Below are 16,627 nucleotides of genomic sequence, written 5' to 3'. Positions count from 1 at the left end.
GAGGTGATCTGTGGCACTCTATGTACAGAAGTACGGCGGCACCTCGGTCGGCACACTGGAGCGGATCGAGGCGGTAGCTGAGCGGGTCGAGCAGACCCGCGCCCAGGGACACGACGTGGTGGTGGTTGTCTCCGCCATGTCGGGCGAAACCAACCGGCTGCTGGGCATGGCCCAGCAACTGGATCCTGATGCCAACCGGCGGGAGATGGATGTACTGGTCTCCACCGGTGAGCAGGTCACCATAGCGCTGCTGGCGATCGCGTTGAACAAACGCGGTTGTCCCGCGGTCTCAATGACCGGTGATCAGGTGCGGATTCATACCGATTCCGCCTATGGCAAGGCGCGCATCACCCACATCGACACCGAGCTGGTTCATGCCGAACTGGCTGCGGGCAAGGTGGTGGTGATCGCCGGTTTCCAGGGCCGTGACGAGCATAACGCCATCACAACCCTGGGCCGCGGCGGTTCGGATACCACGGCGGTTGCTGTGGCGGCGGCCATCAAGGCCGATGAGTGCCAGATCTTTACCGATGTGGATGGGGTATACACCACGGATCCGCGCATCGAGCCCAAGGCGCGTCGTCTCGACACCATCACCTTCGAGGAGATGCTGGAGATGGCAAGTCTCGGCGCCAAGGTGTTGCAGATCCGCTCGGTGGAGTTTGCGGGCAAGTACCGCGTCCCGCTGCGGGTGCTGTCGAGCTTTATCGATGGAGAGGGAACCTTAATCACATATGGAGGTGATAGGATGGAAGCTCCCCTGGTATCCGGGATCGCTTTTAACCGCAACGAGGCCAGCCTGACCATTCTGGGCGTGCCGGACAGACCAACCGTTGCCGCGCAGATCCTGAATCCGATCAGCGACGCCAACATTGATGTCGACATGATTGTGCAGAACACCCTGGGAGATGGCACCGCCGACTTCACCTTCACGGTGAATCGTGACGACTATCGCCGCGCCCGGGCACTGCTGGAGGAGACCGCCACCGAACTTGGCGCCTCCTGCGTGCAGGGAAATGGCGAAATTGCCAAGGTTTCCATTGTCGGTGTCGGCATGTGGAACCATCCCGGTGTTGCGCGCACCATGTTCAAGGTATTGGGCGAGGAGGGGATCAACATGCAGTTGATCTCGACCTCTGAAATCAAAATCTCTGTGGTGATTGACGAGAAGTATCTGGAGCTGGCAGTGCGGGCCCTGCACGCGGCTTTCGGGTTGGATCAGGCACCGCAAGAGCAGCCCTTGGGCTAACAATCTCTGATTGATTTAGTTTCAACCATTTACCATATCGGTATCTTTGTTAGATAATGTCGCATATCGATATAAAAACAAAACAGGATACAGGAGCAAGCGAATGCTTATTTTGACTCGTCGTGTTGGGGAAACCCTGATGATTGGTGATGAAGTGACTGTCACCGTACTGGGCGTTAAAGGCAACCAGGTCCGTATCGGTGTTAACGCGCCGAAAGAGGTCTCCGTACACCGCGAAGAGATCTACCAGCGCATCCAGGCCGAGAAAGTTCCGGGCCAACCGGGCTTCTAAGCCACTTTCATGGCTGTGACAAGGCGACACCTTATGTGTCGCCTTTTGTTTTTTCCGGCCCCCGGAAATCGCCCTGCAGGGCGCGAATCTGCGGGATAAGTGCCGATATTGTTTGAATATTCCACGCTTTGACCAAATGCTGAGCGAACGCACTTTTTTCTCCAAAAAAGTGTTTGACTAAAAATCCCTGTGAAGTATTATCAGCCCCGCAAACGGAGAGGTGGCCGAGAGGCTGAAGGCGCTCCCCTGCTAAGGGAGTATGCGGCTTATACCCGCATCGGGGGTTCGAATCCCCCCTTCTCCGCCATTTGCGCCCGTAGCTCAGCTGGATAGAGTACCTGGCTACGAACCAGGTGGTCAGAGGTTCGAATCCTCTCGGGCGCACCATATTACGACTCAAGCAAGAGTCATGTGTTGACCATCAGCAAGTCGACACTTTGGAAAAGGCTTACTGATAAGTAAGCTTTTTTTATCGTTTTAAAACAGGGCGCCCGTAGCTCAGCTGGATAGAGTACCTGGCTACGAACCAGGTGGTCAGAGGTTCGAATCCTCTCGGGCGCACCATTTAAAACGACACAACGATTTATGAGCGCCCGTAGCTCAGCTGGATAGAGTACCTGGCTACGAACCAGGTGGTCAGAGGTTCGAATCCTCTCGGGCGCACCATTTTTCAAGCAGTACACAAAAGTTTGTGAGCGCCCGTAGCTCAGCTGGATAGAGTACCTGGCTACGAACCAGGTGGTCAGAGGTTCGAATCCTCTCGGGCGCACCATATTTCAAGCAGTACCAAAAGTTTATGAGCGCCCGTAGCTCAGCTGGATAGAGTACCTGGCTACGAACCAGGTGGTCAGAGGTTCGAATCCTCTCGGGCGCACCATACAGACAGCCTCGACTTCGGTCGGGGCTGTTTTTTATGGGCGATATTTAGCTTTTGGTGCGGATCCCCGTGCGCTGTTGCGGGTGGATCGCCCGTTTACCTGGCTGTTCTTGTCCTCATTTCTTCCCCTTTCTGTGATTGCGCACAGTTCTTCTGAACGGTGCAACCCCTTGCCACCCTTTGCCTCATCTATAGGCGCGCTGTATGCCTGCTGTTGCAACGGCAGATGCCACGCCGCTCATCCCCCTGTGTTTGCTAACCGACATCCTGCAAGGCCTGCAGAGGCGTTCTGCGGGCAATAAAAAAGGATGCCGCAGCATCCTTTTGTGTTGAGATATTTACTCAGCTTTTCAGCCATTTGCGAATGCGGTTGGCATCGCCGATGGGGGTGCGTTTGCCCACCGAGTTGAGCAGCACGATGGCGAGCTCGCGGCTGTCCGGTTTGGCGCGCATCACCAGACAGCGACCCGCTTCGTCAGTGAAGCCGGTCTTGGAGAGGCGCACGTCCCAATCCGGGTTTTTCACCAGCGGGTTGGTGTTGTTGAACATCAGGCTGTAGGCGGGGGCGCTGAAGCGCATCTCCCGGTTCTCATCCTGAGTGAACTGGCGGATCAGCGGCTGGCGATAGGCGGCGGCGGCCAGCTTGCCCAGATCCTGGGCGGTGGAGACGTTGCGGGTGGAGAGGCCGGTGGAGTCGTAGAAGTGGGTATTACGCATACCCAGCTGTCTGGCCTTGTTGTTCATGGCCCGCACGAAGGCGCTGCGACCGCCCGGATAGTGACGCGCCAGTGCCGAGGCCATCCGGTTTTCGGAGGACATCAGCGCCAGATGCAGGGCGTCGCGGCGGGTCACCTTGGTGCCCATGCGGATGCGGGAGTGAGTGTGTTTGACCCGATCCAGATCGTTCTTGTCGACCGTAATGGTCTGGTTCAGATTCTGTTTGGCATCCAGCACCACCAGCGCTGTCATCAGTTTGGTGAGGGAGGCGATGGGACGCACCTTGGTGGCATTCTTCTGGTAGAGCGTCTTGCCCGTTTTTACATCCACGACCAGAGCGCTGCTCGAGCGTACTTCCAGTTTGGCTGGGTTAGGTGCCGCGCTGACCGCAGGCAATCCCAGCATTCCCATCAACCCGACAACCAGCGCTGCTGCGCGAATCCGACACCACATACAACCGACTCCATTCCCATCCAAAAAAAGGCGCTAGATTCACTCATTTTTACCTCGGCTTTACAAGGGTGGTGCGGGACTATTTCTGCTATTTGCGTGAAATTGGCGATCAAAAAAGCCCTCTGGCGAGGGCTTTCGGGTCGGGCGTTGGGCGAGGGGTCAATCCCGCGGCTGCGCGGCCCTGCGTTTGCTGATCCAGCGCCAGACCAGCGCCACCATGCCACCCACCAGCAGGGCCACCGGCAGATAGATGATGATGTTGAAGAACTGGGTCTGGTATTCGGCTGCCAACTTGGTGTGGCTCAGGTAGTAGCCAAACCCGACCAACGGGCAGATCCACATGATGGAGCTGATCAGATTGACAATGAGAAAGCGCCCCTGGGGCAGCTCGGTGGCACCCACGATATAGGGGTAGGCGGTGCGCACGAAGGCGATATAGCGCGCGGTGATCAGGGTGATGATCCCGTACTTGTCCAGCAGGTGGTAGACCTTCTGCTGGTGCCGCTCTTCCACATGGGACATCAGCCGATGGTAGAGCTGGGTGTGGCCGAGAAAGCGCCCCTGCATGTAACCGAGCCAGGTGCCGACAAAGGTAGCCATGATCAACAGCGGGATCACCCCGAGAGACAATACATCCTGATAGATGAGCACGCCGGTGAGGATCAGCAGGCTGTCACCGGGCAGAAAGGCGGTAGGGATGAATCCGTTTTCCAGTACCAGAAACGTCAGAATCACACCACAGATCATGAAGGCCATCTTGGGATCGGAAAGTGTGTTCAGATCGTGATTCATAAAGGCGTGAGCCAGTTGGTAAAACTGCTCCATACTTGCAAACTCCGCAGGTTAGCTGGGTTGATCGGTCAAGGGCATGGCGAGCACCTTGTCGATGCGCAGGCCATCCATGTCAACAATTTCCAGTTGCCACTGTTCCAGTGTCACCAGGTCTCCGGTTTGTGGAACACGACCAAGGAGCAGCATGATAAGCCCTCCGAGGGTGTGATAGTGATGTTTTTCTTCTTCTGGCAGACGAACCAGCTCCAGACAGTCCTTCAACTCGGGCAGCGGGATCAGGCCATCGAGCAGCCAGCTGCCGTCGGCGCGCCGGAATGCCCAGTTGTCCTCGCCATCCTCCTGCTGGAAATCCCCCGCCAGCGCCTCCAGCAGATCCTGCTGGGTGACCAGTCCCTGCAACTCGCCATATTCGTCCACCACCAGCGCCATCTGTTCGCTGTGGGTGCGGAAGTGGTTGAGCAGCTCGACGCCGTTGAGGGTCTCGGGCAGCAGGCTGCCCTCCTGGGTCAGGGCAACCAGATCGATGGGCTCCCCCTTGATATAGGCGTGCAGCACCTTGCTGACATTGATGATACCCACCAATTCTGACAGGTTGCCGTCGCAGACCGGAAAATAGCTGTGGCGATACTCCACCAGCCGCTGCAGGTTGGTCTCCAGCGGCAGCGCCAGATCCAGATAGCAGATATCGCTGCGCGGCACCATCAGGGAGGAGAGGCTGCGCTCGTCGAGACGGAAGACGTTGCGCAGCATGGTGTGTTCATGATCCTCGATCACCCCGGCTTCAGAGCCCTCCACCAGCATGGCGTGGATCTCCTCCTCGGTAACGTTGGCGCTGCCGTTCTGGTTGACCCGCAGCAGCCGCAGGCTGGCATTGGTAGAGGCCGACAGCAGCCAGACGAAGGGGCGGGTCAGGGTGGCGAGCCAGTGCATGGGGCGCGCGACCAGACAGGCGATGCGCTCGGCATTGAGCTGGCCGAGCCGCTTGGGCACCAGCTCCCCCACCACGATGGAGAGGTAAGTAACCACCACCACTACTATGACGGTGGCGATCAGGCCGCTGCTCTTGGGGGATAGTCCCCACTCCTGCAACCAGAGCGAGAAGGGCTGGGCCAGCAGGGATTCGCCGTAGATACCGTTGAGCAAACCTATGCTGGTAATGCCGATTTGGACGGCAGAGAGAAAATGGGTCGGGTCTTCGCCCAGTTTGAGGGCAATGGCGGCGGAGCGGTTGCCTTCAGAGGCAAGCTTGCCGAGGCGAGCCTTGCGTGCGGTGACGATGGCGATTTCTGACATGGCGAAGACGCCATTAAGCAAAATCAATCCCAGCAGGATCAATATTTCCATACAGCAACAGCACTCCTTGAGTGGATAAGATCGCTGGCAGTGTAATGAATTTGGCGGCGATGCGCTTGTGAAAGCGGGTGATCCGGCTCGCTAATTTGATGACAGCGCTTTGCGATGGCTGAAAAAGATGGCCGGAAAAGAGAGGGACGACCCCGCCAAACGGCGTAATGGGCGAGGCAGCATTGCAGGAGTGAAAAGGGCGGGAAGTCCCGCCCTTGCTTATCACTTGTCAGACAACCCTTATCAGAACTGCTGGAACCAGCGCTGGATCTGGGCCGGATCCTTGCTCTGGGTCAGGGAGAGCATCAGCAGCACCCGCGCCTTCTGCGGGTTGAGGGTCTCGGCGGCGACGAAGCCGTACTTGGCATCATCGATCTCGGCATCCAGAGTGGTGGAGCCGGTCGGTACGCGGGCGGAGCGCACTACCCGGATGCCGTCCTTGCTCGCCTTAGCCAGGGTGTCGAACAGGGTGTGGTAGAGGTTGCCGTTGCCCACCCCGGCGCTGACGATGCCGTCGAACTTGGCATCCACCATCGCCTTGGCCGGCAGATCGGTGGCGTTGGCGTAGCTGTAGACGATGCCGACCTGTGGCAGCTTGTCGAGCTTGCTCACATCAAACGGGGTCTTGCTGGTGTGCAGGCGAGCCGGACTGCGCTGATAGTCGATCTTGCCGTTGTGGATGTAGCCGAGCGGGCCAAAGTTGGGGGAGGCGAAGGTTTGCACCCCGGTGGTGTTGGTCTTGGTGACGTCGCGGGCATCCAGCACTGTGTCGTTCATCGCCACCATCACGCCACGGCCCTTGGAGGCGGGGTCGGAGGCGGTCACCACGGCGTTGTAGAGGTTGAGCGGGCCATCGGCACTCATGGCGGTGGAGGGACGCATGGCGCCAACCAATACCACCGGCTTGTCGCTCTTGACGGTCAGATTGAGGAAGTAGGCGGTCTCTTCCATGGTGTCGGTGCCGTGGGTGATGACGATGCCATCCACGTCATCCTTGGCCAGCAGCTCGTTGACCCGCTTGGCCAGCTTGAGCCACACCTCGTCGTTCATGTCCTGGGAGCCGATCTTCACCACCTGCTCTCCCTGCACATCGGCCACGTTTTTCATCTCGGGCACCGCGGCGATCAGGGTTTCGATGGCCACCTTGCCAGCCTCGTAGTTGGACTGGGTAGCCGACTGGCCTGCCCCGGCAATGGTGCCGCCGGTTGCCAGAATATGGACGTTGGGCAGGGCCATCGCCATGGGGGAGAGGGTCAGGCCGACGACGGCGGCGAGCAGGGTCTTGCGGATCGGTAGGGTCATGCTGCAAATCCTTATGGTTGGAATAATCGCAGCAAGTTTGCCCGTTTAATAACCTGGGTCTGTGATAAAACTCACCAAAAGACAGGTGAGTACAGATTTTTAACCTGTTTTATACCTCTATGGAGATAATTTAACTCGCAGAGAAACCCTTGGCTTCGATCAGGGCGATCAGCTCGGCCTTGCTCAGCTCGCTCTCGATGACGGCCTTGCTGTTGGCGAAATCGACGGTCGCGGTAGTGACTGCAGGCTGGGCCAGCAGGGCTTTTTGCAGACTGGCGGCGCAGCCACCACAGGACATGCCGGACACTGTGAGTTCGATGGTCATGGAATATCTCCTCTGTTGATGGGCGCCAGCCTAAAGCTGCCGCCTCCGGCAAGGTCAAGCCGTTAGTACATCAACCCTAGGTAGTTCATCAGAGTTGCCCCGAGGCTGGTAGTGACCAGCGAACCGAGGGTGGTGGTGGCGATGATGTTTGCGGCCAGCACGCTGTCGCCCCCCATGGCACGGGTCATCACATAGCTGGCGGCGGCAGTCGGGGTAGCGCTGATGAGGAACAGAATACCCAGCTCCAGATGGCTGAAGCCGAGCAGAGCCGCCCCCAGGGTAAAAGCTGCTGGAATGAGACAGAGCCGCATGATGCTGGCCCACCCGGCAATGGCTGCACCACCACGCAGAGCATCCAGGCTGAGGGAGGCGCCGGTGCAGAGCAGCGCCAGCGGCAACGTCATGTTGGCGAAGTAGCTGCCGGTGGTGAGCAGCAGTTGCGGCATCTTGATACCGAGCAGGGTAAACGGCAGCGCCGCCACAATGGCGATGATCAGGGGGTTTTTGATGATGCCGAGCAGGATGGGGCGAATGCCTGTGGCGCCGCCGAGACTGCGGGTGAGGGTGATCACCGCGAGAATGTTGTAGAGCACGGTCACCGCACCGACATAGAAGGCTGCCGCCCCCAACCCTTCGTGGCCGTAGGCGTTCTGCACATAGGCGAGCCCGATAATGGCGCTGTTGCCGCGAAAGCTCCCCTGCACGAAGATGCCGCGCAGCCGCTGCTCCCCGATAAAACGTCCGGCCAGCAGTTCCAGCACCAGATAGCTGATAACGGTAGCGAGCAGGCCATAGCCGATAAACCAGAGGCTCGGCATGGTGGCGAAGTTGGTACCCAGAATACTGAGAAAGAGCAGAGCGGGCAGGGTGACCTGAAACACCAGTCGCGAGGCGGATTCGGTAAAGGGATCCGGCAGCAGCCCCAACCGCTTGAGCAAGATGCCGAGCAGCAGCACCACGCAGATGGGGCCTGTGATGGAGAGGGAGAAGAGCAGACTGGCCAGCAGATCCATGATGGGCATCCTGTGCTGTGCCCACACACCCTGACGGCGGGGCAAAAAGGGCATTCTAACGCCATGGGCTTGTATTCACAGGGGTTAATCACAACAATGTGGGCAATTCCACCGCCTAGCCTCCTGTGAGCCAATTCATGGACAAGAAACTGACCATCCTCGATATCGCCAGACTGAGTGGCGTCGGCAAGTCGACCGTCTCCCGGGTGCTTAATCAGGATCCCAAGGTGAAGCAGGAGACCCGCGAGCGGGTGGAGCAGATCATCGCCGAACACGGCTTCGTGCCGAGCAAATCGGCGCGGGCCATGCGCAGCCAGAGCCAGCAGGTGGTGGGGATCATCGTCTCGCGGCTCGACTCCAGCTCGGAGAATCAGGCGGTGCGCGGCATGCTGGAGACCCTCTACCTGCGTGGCTACGATGCCGTGCTGATGGAGAGCAAGTTCTCCCCCGCCAAGGTACAGGAGCATCTGGCGGTGCTGGAGCGGCGCGGGGTGGATGGCATTATCCTGTTCGCCTTCAATGACTTGGACTATGCCGCCATGGCGCCGCTGCAAGAGAAGCTGGTGCTGGTCGCCCGTGAATACCCCGGTTTCTCCTCGGTCTGCTTCGACGACGCCGGTGCGGTGCGCACCATGCTGGCGCAGCTGGCAAGCCGTGGCGCCCGCGACATCGCCTATCTGGGGGTGGATACCTCGGATCTCACCACAGGCCAGCGCCGCCTAGATGCTTATCTCGCTTACTGCGCAGAGCAGGGGTTGCGCCCGCGCAGTGCCCTCGGTGATCTCAGCCTGCAGAGCGGCTACCGGCTGGCGGCCGAGCTGCTGACGCCCTCCACCCAGGCGCTGGTCTGCGCCAGCGATACCCTCGCCATCGGTGCGGCAAAATATCTGCAAGAACAAGGGCGTAGCGATGTGCTTGTGACCGGACTTGGCAACAATCCCATGCTCAGCTTCCTCTTCCCAAACGCCCTCAGTCTCGATCTTGGTTACAAAGGGGCGGGGGAGCAGGCGGCGCGTCAGCTGCTCGACCAGATTGAGCAGGATCAGCCTCCGCTGGTGACAATCGCCCCCTGTCGAACCCTGTGAGCCCCATCACTCCGGACTGAACAAAAAGTACGCTTTTTGTGATGCTGGCCATGAATTGGGAACGTTCCCATTTCGATCTGGCCAGATTGTCGGCATGCTAAATGGGAACGATACCAAAAACGCTCCGGCCGACAGACTGGCTCAAAAGGGCGATACAGACCACTATTCAATGGCGTCACAGAGGGAAGACCCATGTCCAAGATCAACGCACAGCAGCTTGCCACCCTGATCGACAAGATCGGCGGCAAGGAGAACATCGCCACCGTCAGCCACTGCCTGACCCGGTTGCGCTTCGTCCTGAACGATCCGGCCAAGGCCGACAGCAAGGCCATCGAAACCATCCCGGCGGTGAAGGGAAGCTTCACCCAGGGCGGTCAGTTCCAGGTGGTGATCGGCAACGAGGTAGAGCAGTGGTACAAGGCGCTGACCGAGCAGCTCGGCGTTAGCGGTGGCAGCAAGGAGACCGCCAAGCAGGCGGCGCGCCAGAACATGAACCCGCTGGAGCGGGGCATCTCCCATCTGGCGGAGATCTTCGTACCGTTGCTGCCCGCCATCATCACCGGCGGTCTGATCCTGGGCTTTCGCAACGTCATCGGCGACATCAAGATGTTCGACGATGGTACTCACACCCTCACCGAGATCAGCCAGTTCTGGGCTCAGGTACACGCCTTCCTCTGGCTGCTGGGCGAGGCGATTTTCCACTTCCTGCCGGTCGGTGTTTGCTGGTCTGCAGTGAAGAAGATGGGTGGCTCCGAGATCCTGGGTATCGTGCTCGGTATCACGCTGGTGTCGCCGCAGTTGATGAACGCCTACGGCATCGGCCAGCAGACTCCCGAGGTGTGGGACTTCGGCCTGTTCGTGATCCAGAAGGTGGGTTATCAGGCCCAGGTCATTCCGGCGCTGCTGGCGGGTGTCTTCCTGGCCTGGGTTGAGACCAACCTCAAGCGGATCATTCCGGCTTACCTCTATCTGGTGATTGTGCCGTTTGTCTCGCTGCTGCTGGCAGTGATCGTGGCCCACGCCTTTATCGGCCCGTTCGGTCGCTGGATTGGTGATGGCGTCGGTTTCGCGGCCAAGGCTGCGATGACCGGCTCCTTCGCTCCCATCGGTGCTGCCCTGTTCGGTTTCCTCTATGCACCGCTGGTCATTACCGGTATCCACCACACCACCAACGCAGTGGATCTGCAGCTGATGCAGAGCATGGGGGGCACCCCGATTTGGCCGCTGATCGCCCTCTCCAACATCGCTCAGGCTTCTGCAGTCGTCGGCATCATTCTGATTAGCCGCAAGGAGAACGAACGGGAGATCTCGGTGCCTGCCGCCATCTCCGCCTACCTCGGGGTGACCGAACCGGCCATGTACGGTATCAACCTCAAGTACAAGTTCCCCATGCTGTGCGCCATGGTGGGCTCCAGCCTTGCGGCCCTTATCTGCGGTTTCGCCGGGGTAATGGCCAACGGCATCGGGGTAGGCGGCCTGCCCGGCATCCTCTCCATCCAGCCGCAATACTGGGCGGTGTTTGCCATCGCCATGCTGGTCGCCATCGTGGTGCCGGTGGTGCTGACCCTGCTGGTCTACAAGCGCCAGCAAGCCGCAGGCAAGTTGGCCCAAGCCAGCGCCTGACACTGATTATCAGGGCGACCCGTGGGTCGCCCTCTCCATTTTCTATTCGAGACAAGAGAAAGACCCATGAGCCAAACACCCTGGTGGCAGAGTGCCGTGATTTACCAGATTTACCCCAAGAGCTTTCAGGATTCCGCTGCCCGTGGCACCGGTGATCTCAAGGGGATCATGGCCCGCCTCGACTATCTCAAGACCCTGGGCGTCGATGCCCTCTGGCTGACCCCGGTTTACGTCTCCCCACAGGTGGACAACGGCTACGACATCGCCGACTACCTTGCCATCGATCCCGCCTACGGCACCATGGCAGATTTCGAGGCGCTGCTGGCCGCCGCCCACGCGCGCGACATCCGCATCGTGATGGATATAGTGGTCAACCACACTTCCACCGAGCACGCCTGGTTCAAGTCTGCGCTGGGGGACAAGAACAGCCCCTACCGCGACTACTACATCTGGCGCGATCCGGTGGATGGCGGCGTGCCCAACAACTGGCAATCCAAGTTTGGTGGCAGCGCCTGGGAGCTCGATGAGATTACCGGTCAGTACTACCTGCACCTGTTTGCCCGCGAGCAGGCGGATCTCAACTGGGAAAATCCCACAGTGCGCGCCGAGGTGAAAAAGATCATCCACTTCTGGGCCAAGAAGGGGGTGGACGGGTTCCGCCTCGATGTCATCAACCTCATCTCCAAGGATCAGGCGTTCCCGGACGACGAGATTGGCGATGGCCGCCGCTTCTACACCGACGGGCCGCGCATCCACGAATTCTTGCAGGATGTGAGCCGCGACGTCTTTGCCCCGGTGGGCGCCATGACGGTGGGGGAGATGTCCTCCACTTCGCTGGAACACTGCCAGCGCTACGGCGCGCTGGACGGCTCAGAGCTCTCCATGGTGTTCAACTTCCACCATTTGAAGGTGGATTACCCCAACGGCGACAAGTGGACGAAAGCACCGTTCGATTTCCTCGAACTCAAGCGCATCTTCAACCACTGGCAGAGCGGTATGCAAGGCAAGGGATGGTCGGCGCTGTTCTGGTGCAATCACGACCAACCGCGCATCGTCTCCCGTTTCGGCGATGAGGGCGAGCATAGAGTTGTAGCCGCCAAGATGCTGGCCAGCACGCTGCACGGTTTGCAGGGCACCCCCTACATCTATCAGGGGGAGGAGATCGGCATGACCAACCCCGGCTATCAGCGCATCGATGACTATCAGGATGTGGAAAGTCGCAACATCTTCGCCATCAAGCAGGCGGAGGGGATGAGCGAGGCCGAGATCCTCGCCATTCTCGGTGCCAAGTCCCGGGATAACTCCCGTACTCCGATGCAGTGGAGCGCCGCCCCGAACGCCGGTTTCACCAGCGGGACGCCCTGGCTCAAGCCAGCCGCCAACTATCCCGAGATCAATGCCGAGGCGGCGCTGGCCGACCAGCACTCGGTGTTCTGGCACTATCGGGATCTCATCGCCCTTCGCAAGGCGCACCCCATCTTCACTCAGGGGGATTATCAGGAGCTGCTGACCGGGCACCCGCAGATCTGGGCCTATGCCCGCCGCGCCAACGGTCAGACCCTGCTGGTGGTGAGCAACTTCTACGGCGAGCCGGTGGAGTTTGCCTTGCCTGCCGAGCTGCAAAGCGGGCAAGGTCGGCTGCTGCTCGGCAACTACCCGGATAGCCCGGCCCGACCGCAATCGGGTATGCTGCGCCCTTATGAATCCCTGATCTGGCTGATGGAGTAGGTAATGGAGAAGGTGGTGCGCGGTGCCGAGTGGCAGAAGATGGTGGCGGGGGAGCCTTATGATGCGGGCGACCCTGAGCTGAAAGCGGAGCGCGAGCGCTGCCGCCGGCTCTACCACACCTTCAACACCCGCTGGCAGGAGAAACCGGCGCGGGATGCCCTGCTCCATGAACTGCTCGGTAGCCGCGGCCAGGAGTGCGCCATCAATCCGCCGTTTTTCTGCGACTATGGCGCCAACATCTTCGTCGGCGAGAACTTCTACGCCAACGTGGGCTGCACCATCCTCGACGTCTGCGAGGTGCACATCGGCGACAACGTGCTGCTGGCGCCCGGGGTGCAGATCTACACCGCCGCTCACCCGGTGGCGGTGGCGCCACGTATCAAGGGTGTCGAGTTCGGCAAGCCGGTGCGGATCGGTCACAACGTCTGGATGGGCGGCAGCACGGTTATCTGCCCCGGTGTGACTATCGGTGACAACAGCGTCATCGGTGCCGGTTCGGTGGTGACCAAAGATGTGCCCGCCAACGTGGTGGCGGCTGGTAACCCTTGCAAGGTGCTTCGGCCGATGACGGCACAGGAGCTTGAAGGCGTCATCCAGCGGTGAACAGGGACCATGAATGCTATTGCTATCTGATTGATAGAAAAGCGAATTTCAGATTGTTTTGCATTCAGTGCTTATGTTCGGGGCCGCTTGGTCGATACTGTTGAGTGCAGGAGGAACCCTATGGATATATCAAGTTCTGCAAATGCGTCGTTTGGTTCTGCTCTGATGACGGCCAGTCTGGCCAAGAAACAGCAGACCCAAGAGGGCGAAGCTGCGCTGAAGCTGCTGCAAAACGCAGCGCAATCAGCGCCGGTTACACCGACATCGGCCAGCGCTTCTTTGGGAAGCAAGATCGATATTCGCGTCTGACCCTAATGAAAAAGCCCCCATCTCGCGATGGGGGCTTTTTTATCTCTGCGATTTGCGGGATCAGACCGGGAAAGGAGCCGGCGCCTCGAAGGTCATCCGCTCGCCACTACGGGGGTGGCTGATGGTCAGCATGGCCGCATGCAGGTAGAGATGGGGTGCCGCCGCCAGCGCATCCGGATGGGCGTAGAGGTTGTCACCCAGGATCGGATGCCCCAGCTCCAGCATATGGATGCGCAACTGGTGCGAGCGACCTGTGATGGGAGTCAGCTTGATCAGGCTGTTGCCGTTCTCCACTTTCAGTTTCTGCCACAGGGTCAGAGCGTGACGCCCCTCCTCGTGATCCACCTTCTGCTTCGGGCGGTTGGGCCAGTCGACGCAGAGCGGCAGGTCAACCTGTCCCGACTCTGCTTCCGGCTCGCCCCACACCCAGGCGAGGTAGTGCTTCTCGGTCTCCCGCTCGCGAAATTGCCGGCTCAGCTCCCGATGAGAGTTGGGATTGAGGGGAATGACAATGACGCCAGTGGTGGACATGTCGAGGCGATGAGCCGCCGCCGCCTTGGGGTGCTGCTGCTTCACCCGATGCAGGACGCTGTCTTCATTCTCGGGGCCGCGCCCGGGGACGCTCAGCAGGCCAGTGGGCTTGTTGACCACCATGATGTCCTTGTCCTTGAACAGGATATCGAGCCAGGGTTCCAGAGGCGGTGAGTATTCAAACATAAATGTCTCGCATCAGAAGGTGGGGGCAAGCCCCATCAGTTATAGATAACCACAATCATAAAGGGCATGAGATCCCGCGTGAGCCGGTCATGCCACTTCACTCGCTTGTCAGTTATGGGTGACCACGATAAAGCGGATGGCATCCAGCTTGAGTTGGGTCTGATCGATCAGGTGGTGCAATTCTGCCTGCAGATTGCGCAGATAATCCAGTTCGCTGTCTCGCACGTTCGGGTTGACCGCCTTGAGCGCTTCCAGACGATCCAGATCCTGCTGCAGGGTCTGCGCCATCTGGGCACGGGCCTTGTCGACAATCCCGGCTTTCAGCTCTTCGGCAATTGCCTGGCCCTGGCCAATCAGACCGTGGATCACCGGCTGGGATGCAGTCACGAGCTTGCTGCCGAGGTGGCGATTGACCGGCGTCAGCTGGCGGTTGAAGGCATCGAACGCCACTTTCTCACCCAGATTCTGGCCGTTCTTGTCCATCAGCAGACGGATCGGCGTCGGCGGCATGAAGCGGTAGAGCTGGGGATGGGCCGCAGACTCGGCAACGAAGATCAGCTCAAGCAGGATGGAGCCGATGGGCAGTGCCTTGTTCTTGAGCAGTGCGACCGAGGTGGCACCGATCTCGGAGCCCAGGATCAGGTCGATACCGCCGCGCATCATGGGGTGATCCCAGGAGAGCAGCGCCATGTCATCCCGCGACAGGGCAGTGTTGCGATCGAAGGTGATGGTCATGCCGTCTTGCGGCAGGCCCGGGAAGCTGGAGACCAGCATGTGATCCCCGGGGGTCAGCACCAGCGCGTTCTCGCCACGGTCATCCTGATTGACGCCGATCTCGTCGAACATCTTGAGAGCGAAGGAGATCATGCCGGTGTCGTCATCTTCAGCGGCCAGCTTGTCGACCAGCTGCTGGGCGGCGGCGCCACCGCTGGAGTGGATCTCCAGCAGGCGATCGCGGCCCTGCTCCAGTCGAGCCTTGAGCGGCTCGTGCAGTTCGCGGGTCTTGACCAGCAGGGCGTCGAGGGCTGCCTGATCGCCGGTGTTGGCAGCCAGCAGCTCGAACAGCTCTTCACGTACCGCTTCGAATACCGGGCGGGCCGTCGGGCAGGTCTGCTCGAACGCGTCCAGACCATCGTGATACCAGAGCTGCAGGGCGCGCTGGGCAGTCCCTTCCAGATAGGGAACATGGATCTCGACGGTGTTCTGCTGACCGATACGATCCAGTCGGCCGATCCGCTGTTCCAGCAGATCCGGGTTGAGGGGCAGATCGAACAGCACCAGATGGCTGGCAAACTGGAAGTTGCGGCCTTCTGAGCCGATCTCGGAGCAGAGCAGCACCTGGGCGCCACCCTCTTGCTGGGCGAAATAGGCGGAGGCCTTGTCCCGCTCGAGGATCGACATCCCTTCGTGGAACACGGCACCACGGATCCCTTCACGAGTGCGCAGCGCCTCTTCCAGCGCGATGGCGGTTGCTGCTTCGGAGCAGATCACCAGCACCTTCTGCTGACGGGCAGAGAGCAGCAGCTCCAGCAACCATTCAACGCGTGGGTCGAACTGGGTCCAGGTGGCGTTGTCGCCTTCGAACTGCTGGAAGATCTTCTCGGGATAGAGGTAGCGCAGGGCGCGGGTCTGCAGATCGCCACCGTTGCCACCCATCATGCCCATCACCTTGATGGCAGTCTTGTACTGCTCCGGCAGCGGCATGGGGTAGACGTTGAGGTGACGCTCGGGGAAGCCCTGAATATTGGCGCGGCTGTTACGGAACAGCACCCGGCCGGTGCCATGCTGATCCAGCAGCTTGGCGACCGCCTGCTGACGGGCGGCGGCATCGCTCAAGTCCAGCCCTTCCAGCTGGCTGGCGAGGATCTGTTTGGCTTCATCGCTCAGGGTCTCGCCATCCAGCAGCTCTTGCGCGGCGCTCGCGACCTGACCATAGGCCTGCTCCTCGGCGAGGAAGGCCTCGTAGTCGTAGAAACGCTCGGGATCGAGCAGGCGCAGACGGGCAAAGTGGCTCTGGTGGCCCAGCTGATCCGGGGTGGCGGTCAGCAGCAGCACGCCCGGCACCTGTTCGGCCAGCGCTTCCACCATCTCATAGGCGCGGCTCGGCGCCTCTTCACTCCATTCCAGATGGTGCGCTTCGTCGACAACCAGCAGATCCCACTCGGCTTCCAGCACTTGCTCGAAGCGACGGCGCTTCT

Annotated in this window: 15 protein-coding genes and 6 tRNA genes (1 of these 21 cut by a window edge); 13 read left to right on the top strand and 8 right to left on the bottom strand. The window is 60.0% G+C overall.

Annotation, left to right across the window (positions count from 1 at the left end; translation table 11 throughout):
- The first annotated feature begins 10 nt into the window (after positions 1 to 10).
- The 8 genes from ACTG2S_RS19755 (at position 11) to ACTG2S_RS19720 (ending at position 2,418) form a co-directional block, all read left to right on the top strand.
- A complete protein-coding gene (locus ACTG2S_RS19755; protein WP_005336054.1) occupies positions 11 to 1,249 on the top strand; it encodes an aspartate kinase in 1,239 nt (412 codons plus the stop codon).
- Positions 1,250 to 1,352: 103 nt separating this feature from the next.
- Positions 1,353 to 1,541 (top strand): carbon storage regulator CsrA, encoded by a 189-nt coding sequence (gene csrA, locus ACTG2S_RS19750; protein ID WP_005336053.1) that lies wholly within the window; start codon positions 1,353 to 1,355, stop codon positions 1,539 to 1,541.
- A 214-nt stretch (positions 1,542 to 1,755) separates the two neighbouring features.
- Positions 1,756 to 1,848 (top strand) — tRNA-Ser (locus ACTG2S_RS19745).
- Positions 1,849 to 1,851: 3 nt separating this feature from the next.
- Positions 1,852 to 1,928: transfer RNA gene (locus ACTG2S_RS19740), tRNA-Arg, on the top strand.
- A gap of 100 nt (positions 1,929 to 2,028) precedes the next feature.
- Positions 2,029 to 2,105: transfer RNA gene (locus ACTG2S_RS19735), tRNA-Arg, on the top strand.
- 25 nt (positions 2,106 to 2,130) lie between these two features.
- Positions 2,131 to 2,207 (top strand) — tRNA-Arg (locus ACTG2S_RS19730).
- Between the two features lie 29 nt (positions 2,208 to 2,236).
- A tRNA-Arg gene (locus ACTG2S_RS19725) sits at positions 2,237 to 2,313 on the top strand.
- 28 nt (positions 2,314 to 2,341) lie between these two features.
- Positions 2,342 to 2,418: transfer RNA gene (locus tag ACTG2S_RS19720), tRNA-Arg, on the top strand.
- A 342-nt stretch (positions 2,419 to 2,760) separates the two neighbouring features.
- On the opposite strand, the gene pbpG is transcribed toward ACTG2S_RS19720, so the two are convergent.
- From pbpG to ACTG2S_RS19690, 6 genes are all read right to left on the bottom strand, one after another.
- Positions 2,761 to 3,588 carry a D-alanyl-D-alanine endopeptidase gene (pbpG, locus tag ACTG2S_RS19715; RefSeq protein ID WP_005348750.1) on the bottom strand — a complete coding sequence of 276 codons (828 nt, stop codon included), beginning with the start codon at positions 3,586 to 3,588 and terminating at the stop codon, positions 2,761 to 2,763.
- Between the two features lie 159 nt (positions 3,589 to 3,747).
- Entirely contained in the window at positions 3,748 to 4,413 is a 666-nt protein-coding gene (locus tag ACTG2S_RS19710; RefSeq protein ID WP_005343012.1) for a DedA family protein, read from the bottom strand.
- An 18-nt stretch (positions 4,414 to 4,431) separates the two neighbouring features.
- Positions 4,432 to 5,724 (bottom strand): hemolysin family protein, encoded by a 1,293-nt coding sequence (locus ACTG2S_RS19705; protein WP_274161769.1) that lies wholly within the window; start codon positions 5,722 to 5,724, stop codon positions 4,432 to 4,434.
- Positions 5,725 to 5,967: 243 nt separating this feature from the next.
- Positions 5,968 to 7,026 (bottom strand): L-asparaginase 2, encoded by a 1,059-nt coding sequence (ansB, locus tag ACTG2S_RS19700; RefSeq protein ID WP_064338868.1) that lies wholly within the window; start codon positions 7,024 to 7,026, stop codon positions 5,968 to 5,970.
- 130 nt (positions 7,027 to 7,156) lie between these two features.
- The gene (locus ACTG2S_RS19695; RefSeq protein ID WP_041210890.1) at positions 7,157 to 7,351 is read right to left on the bottom strand and encodes a heavy-metal-associated domain-containing protein; all 195 of its coding nucleotides are present in this window, start codon (positions 7,349 to 7,351) and stop codon (positions 7,157 to 7,159) included.
- Between the two features lie 62 nt (positions 7,352 to 7,413).
- Positions 7,414 to 8,364 carry an AEC family transporter gene (locus tag ACTG2S_RS19690; protein WP_005336047.1) on the bottom strand — a complete coding sequence of 317 codons (951 nt, stop codon included), beginning with the start codon at positions 8,362 to 8,364 and terminating at the stop codon, positions 7,414 to 7,416.
- Between the two features lie 137 nt (positions 8,365 to 8,501).
- Between ACTG2S_RS19690 and treR the strand changes: the two genes are divergently transcribed.
- The 5 genes from treR (at position 8,502) to ACTG2S_RS19665 (ending at position 13,712) form a co-directional block, all read left to right on the top strand.
- Positions 8,502 to 9,449: a trehalose operon repressor TreR gene (gene treR, locus ACTG2S_RS19685; protein WP_236272803.1), complete on the top strand. Its 948-nt coding sequence runs from the start codon at positions 8,502 to 8,504 to the stop codon at positions 9,447 to 9,449.
- 192 nt (positions 9,450 to 9,641) lie between these two features.
- Positions 9,642 to 11,072, top strand: a complete 1,431-nt coding sequence (gene treB / locus ACTG2S_RS19680; protein WP_058059860.1) for a PTS trehalose transporter subunit IIBC — start codon at positions 9,642 to 9,644, stop codon at positions 11,070 to 11,072.
- A 66-nt stretch (positions 11,073 to 11,138) separates the two neighbouring features.
- Positions 11,139 to 12,800, top strand: a complete 1,662-nt coding sequence (gene treC / locus ACTG2S_RS19675) for an alpha,alpha-phosphotrehalase (protein ID WP_274161768.1) — start codon at positions 11,139 to 11,141, stop codon at positions 12,798 to 12,800.
- 3 nt (positions 12,801 to 12,803) lie between these two features.
- Positions 12,804 to 13,403, top strand: coding sequence for a sugar O-acetyltransferase (locus ACTG2S_RS19670; RefSeq protein WP_274161767.1), 600 nt, complete (start codon positions 12,804 to 12,806; stop codon positions 13,401 to 13,403).
- Positions 13,404 to 13,523: 120 nt separating this feature from the next.
- Positions 13,524 to 13,712 (top strand): hypothetical protein, encoded by a 189-nt coding sequence (locus ACTG2S_RS19665; RefSeq protein WP_274161766.1) that lies wholly within the window; start codon positions 13,524 to 13,526, stop codon positions 13,710 to 13,712.
- Positions 13,713 to 13,772: 60 nt separating this feature from the next.
- Here ACTG2S_RS19665 and rluA read toward each other — a convergent pair whose 3' ends face one another.
- Positions 13,773 to 14,429: a bifunctional tRNA pseudouridine(32) synthase/23S rRNA pseudouridine(746) synthase RluA gene (gene rluA / locus ACTG2S_RS19660; protein WP_274161765.1), complete on the bottom strand. Its 657-nt coding sequence runs from the start codon at positions 14,427 to 14,429 to the stop codon at positions 13,773 to 13,775.
- A 108-nt stretch (positions 14,430 to 14,537) separates the two neighbouring features.
- Positions 14,538 to 16,627 carry the 3' portion of an RNA polymerase-associated protein RapA gene (gene rapA / locus ACTG2S_RS19655; protein WP_274161764.1) on the bottom strand. 778 nt of this gene lie beyond the right edge of the window, so the window shows 2,090 of its 2,868 coding nt (coding positions 779-2,868); its start codon lies beyond the right edge, outside the window — the gene reads right to left on this strand; it ends in the stop codon at positions 14,538 to 14,540.

It is taken from the genome of Aeromonas sp. 82P, assembly GCF_051919365.1.
In the GTDB taxonomy this organism is placed as follows: domain Bacteria; phylum Pseudomonadota; class Gammaproteobacteria; order Enterobacterales; family Aeromonadaceae; genus Aeromonas; species Aeromonas veronii.
This window is presented reverse-complemented; position numbering and strand designations above follow the sequence as displayed.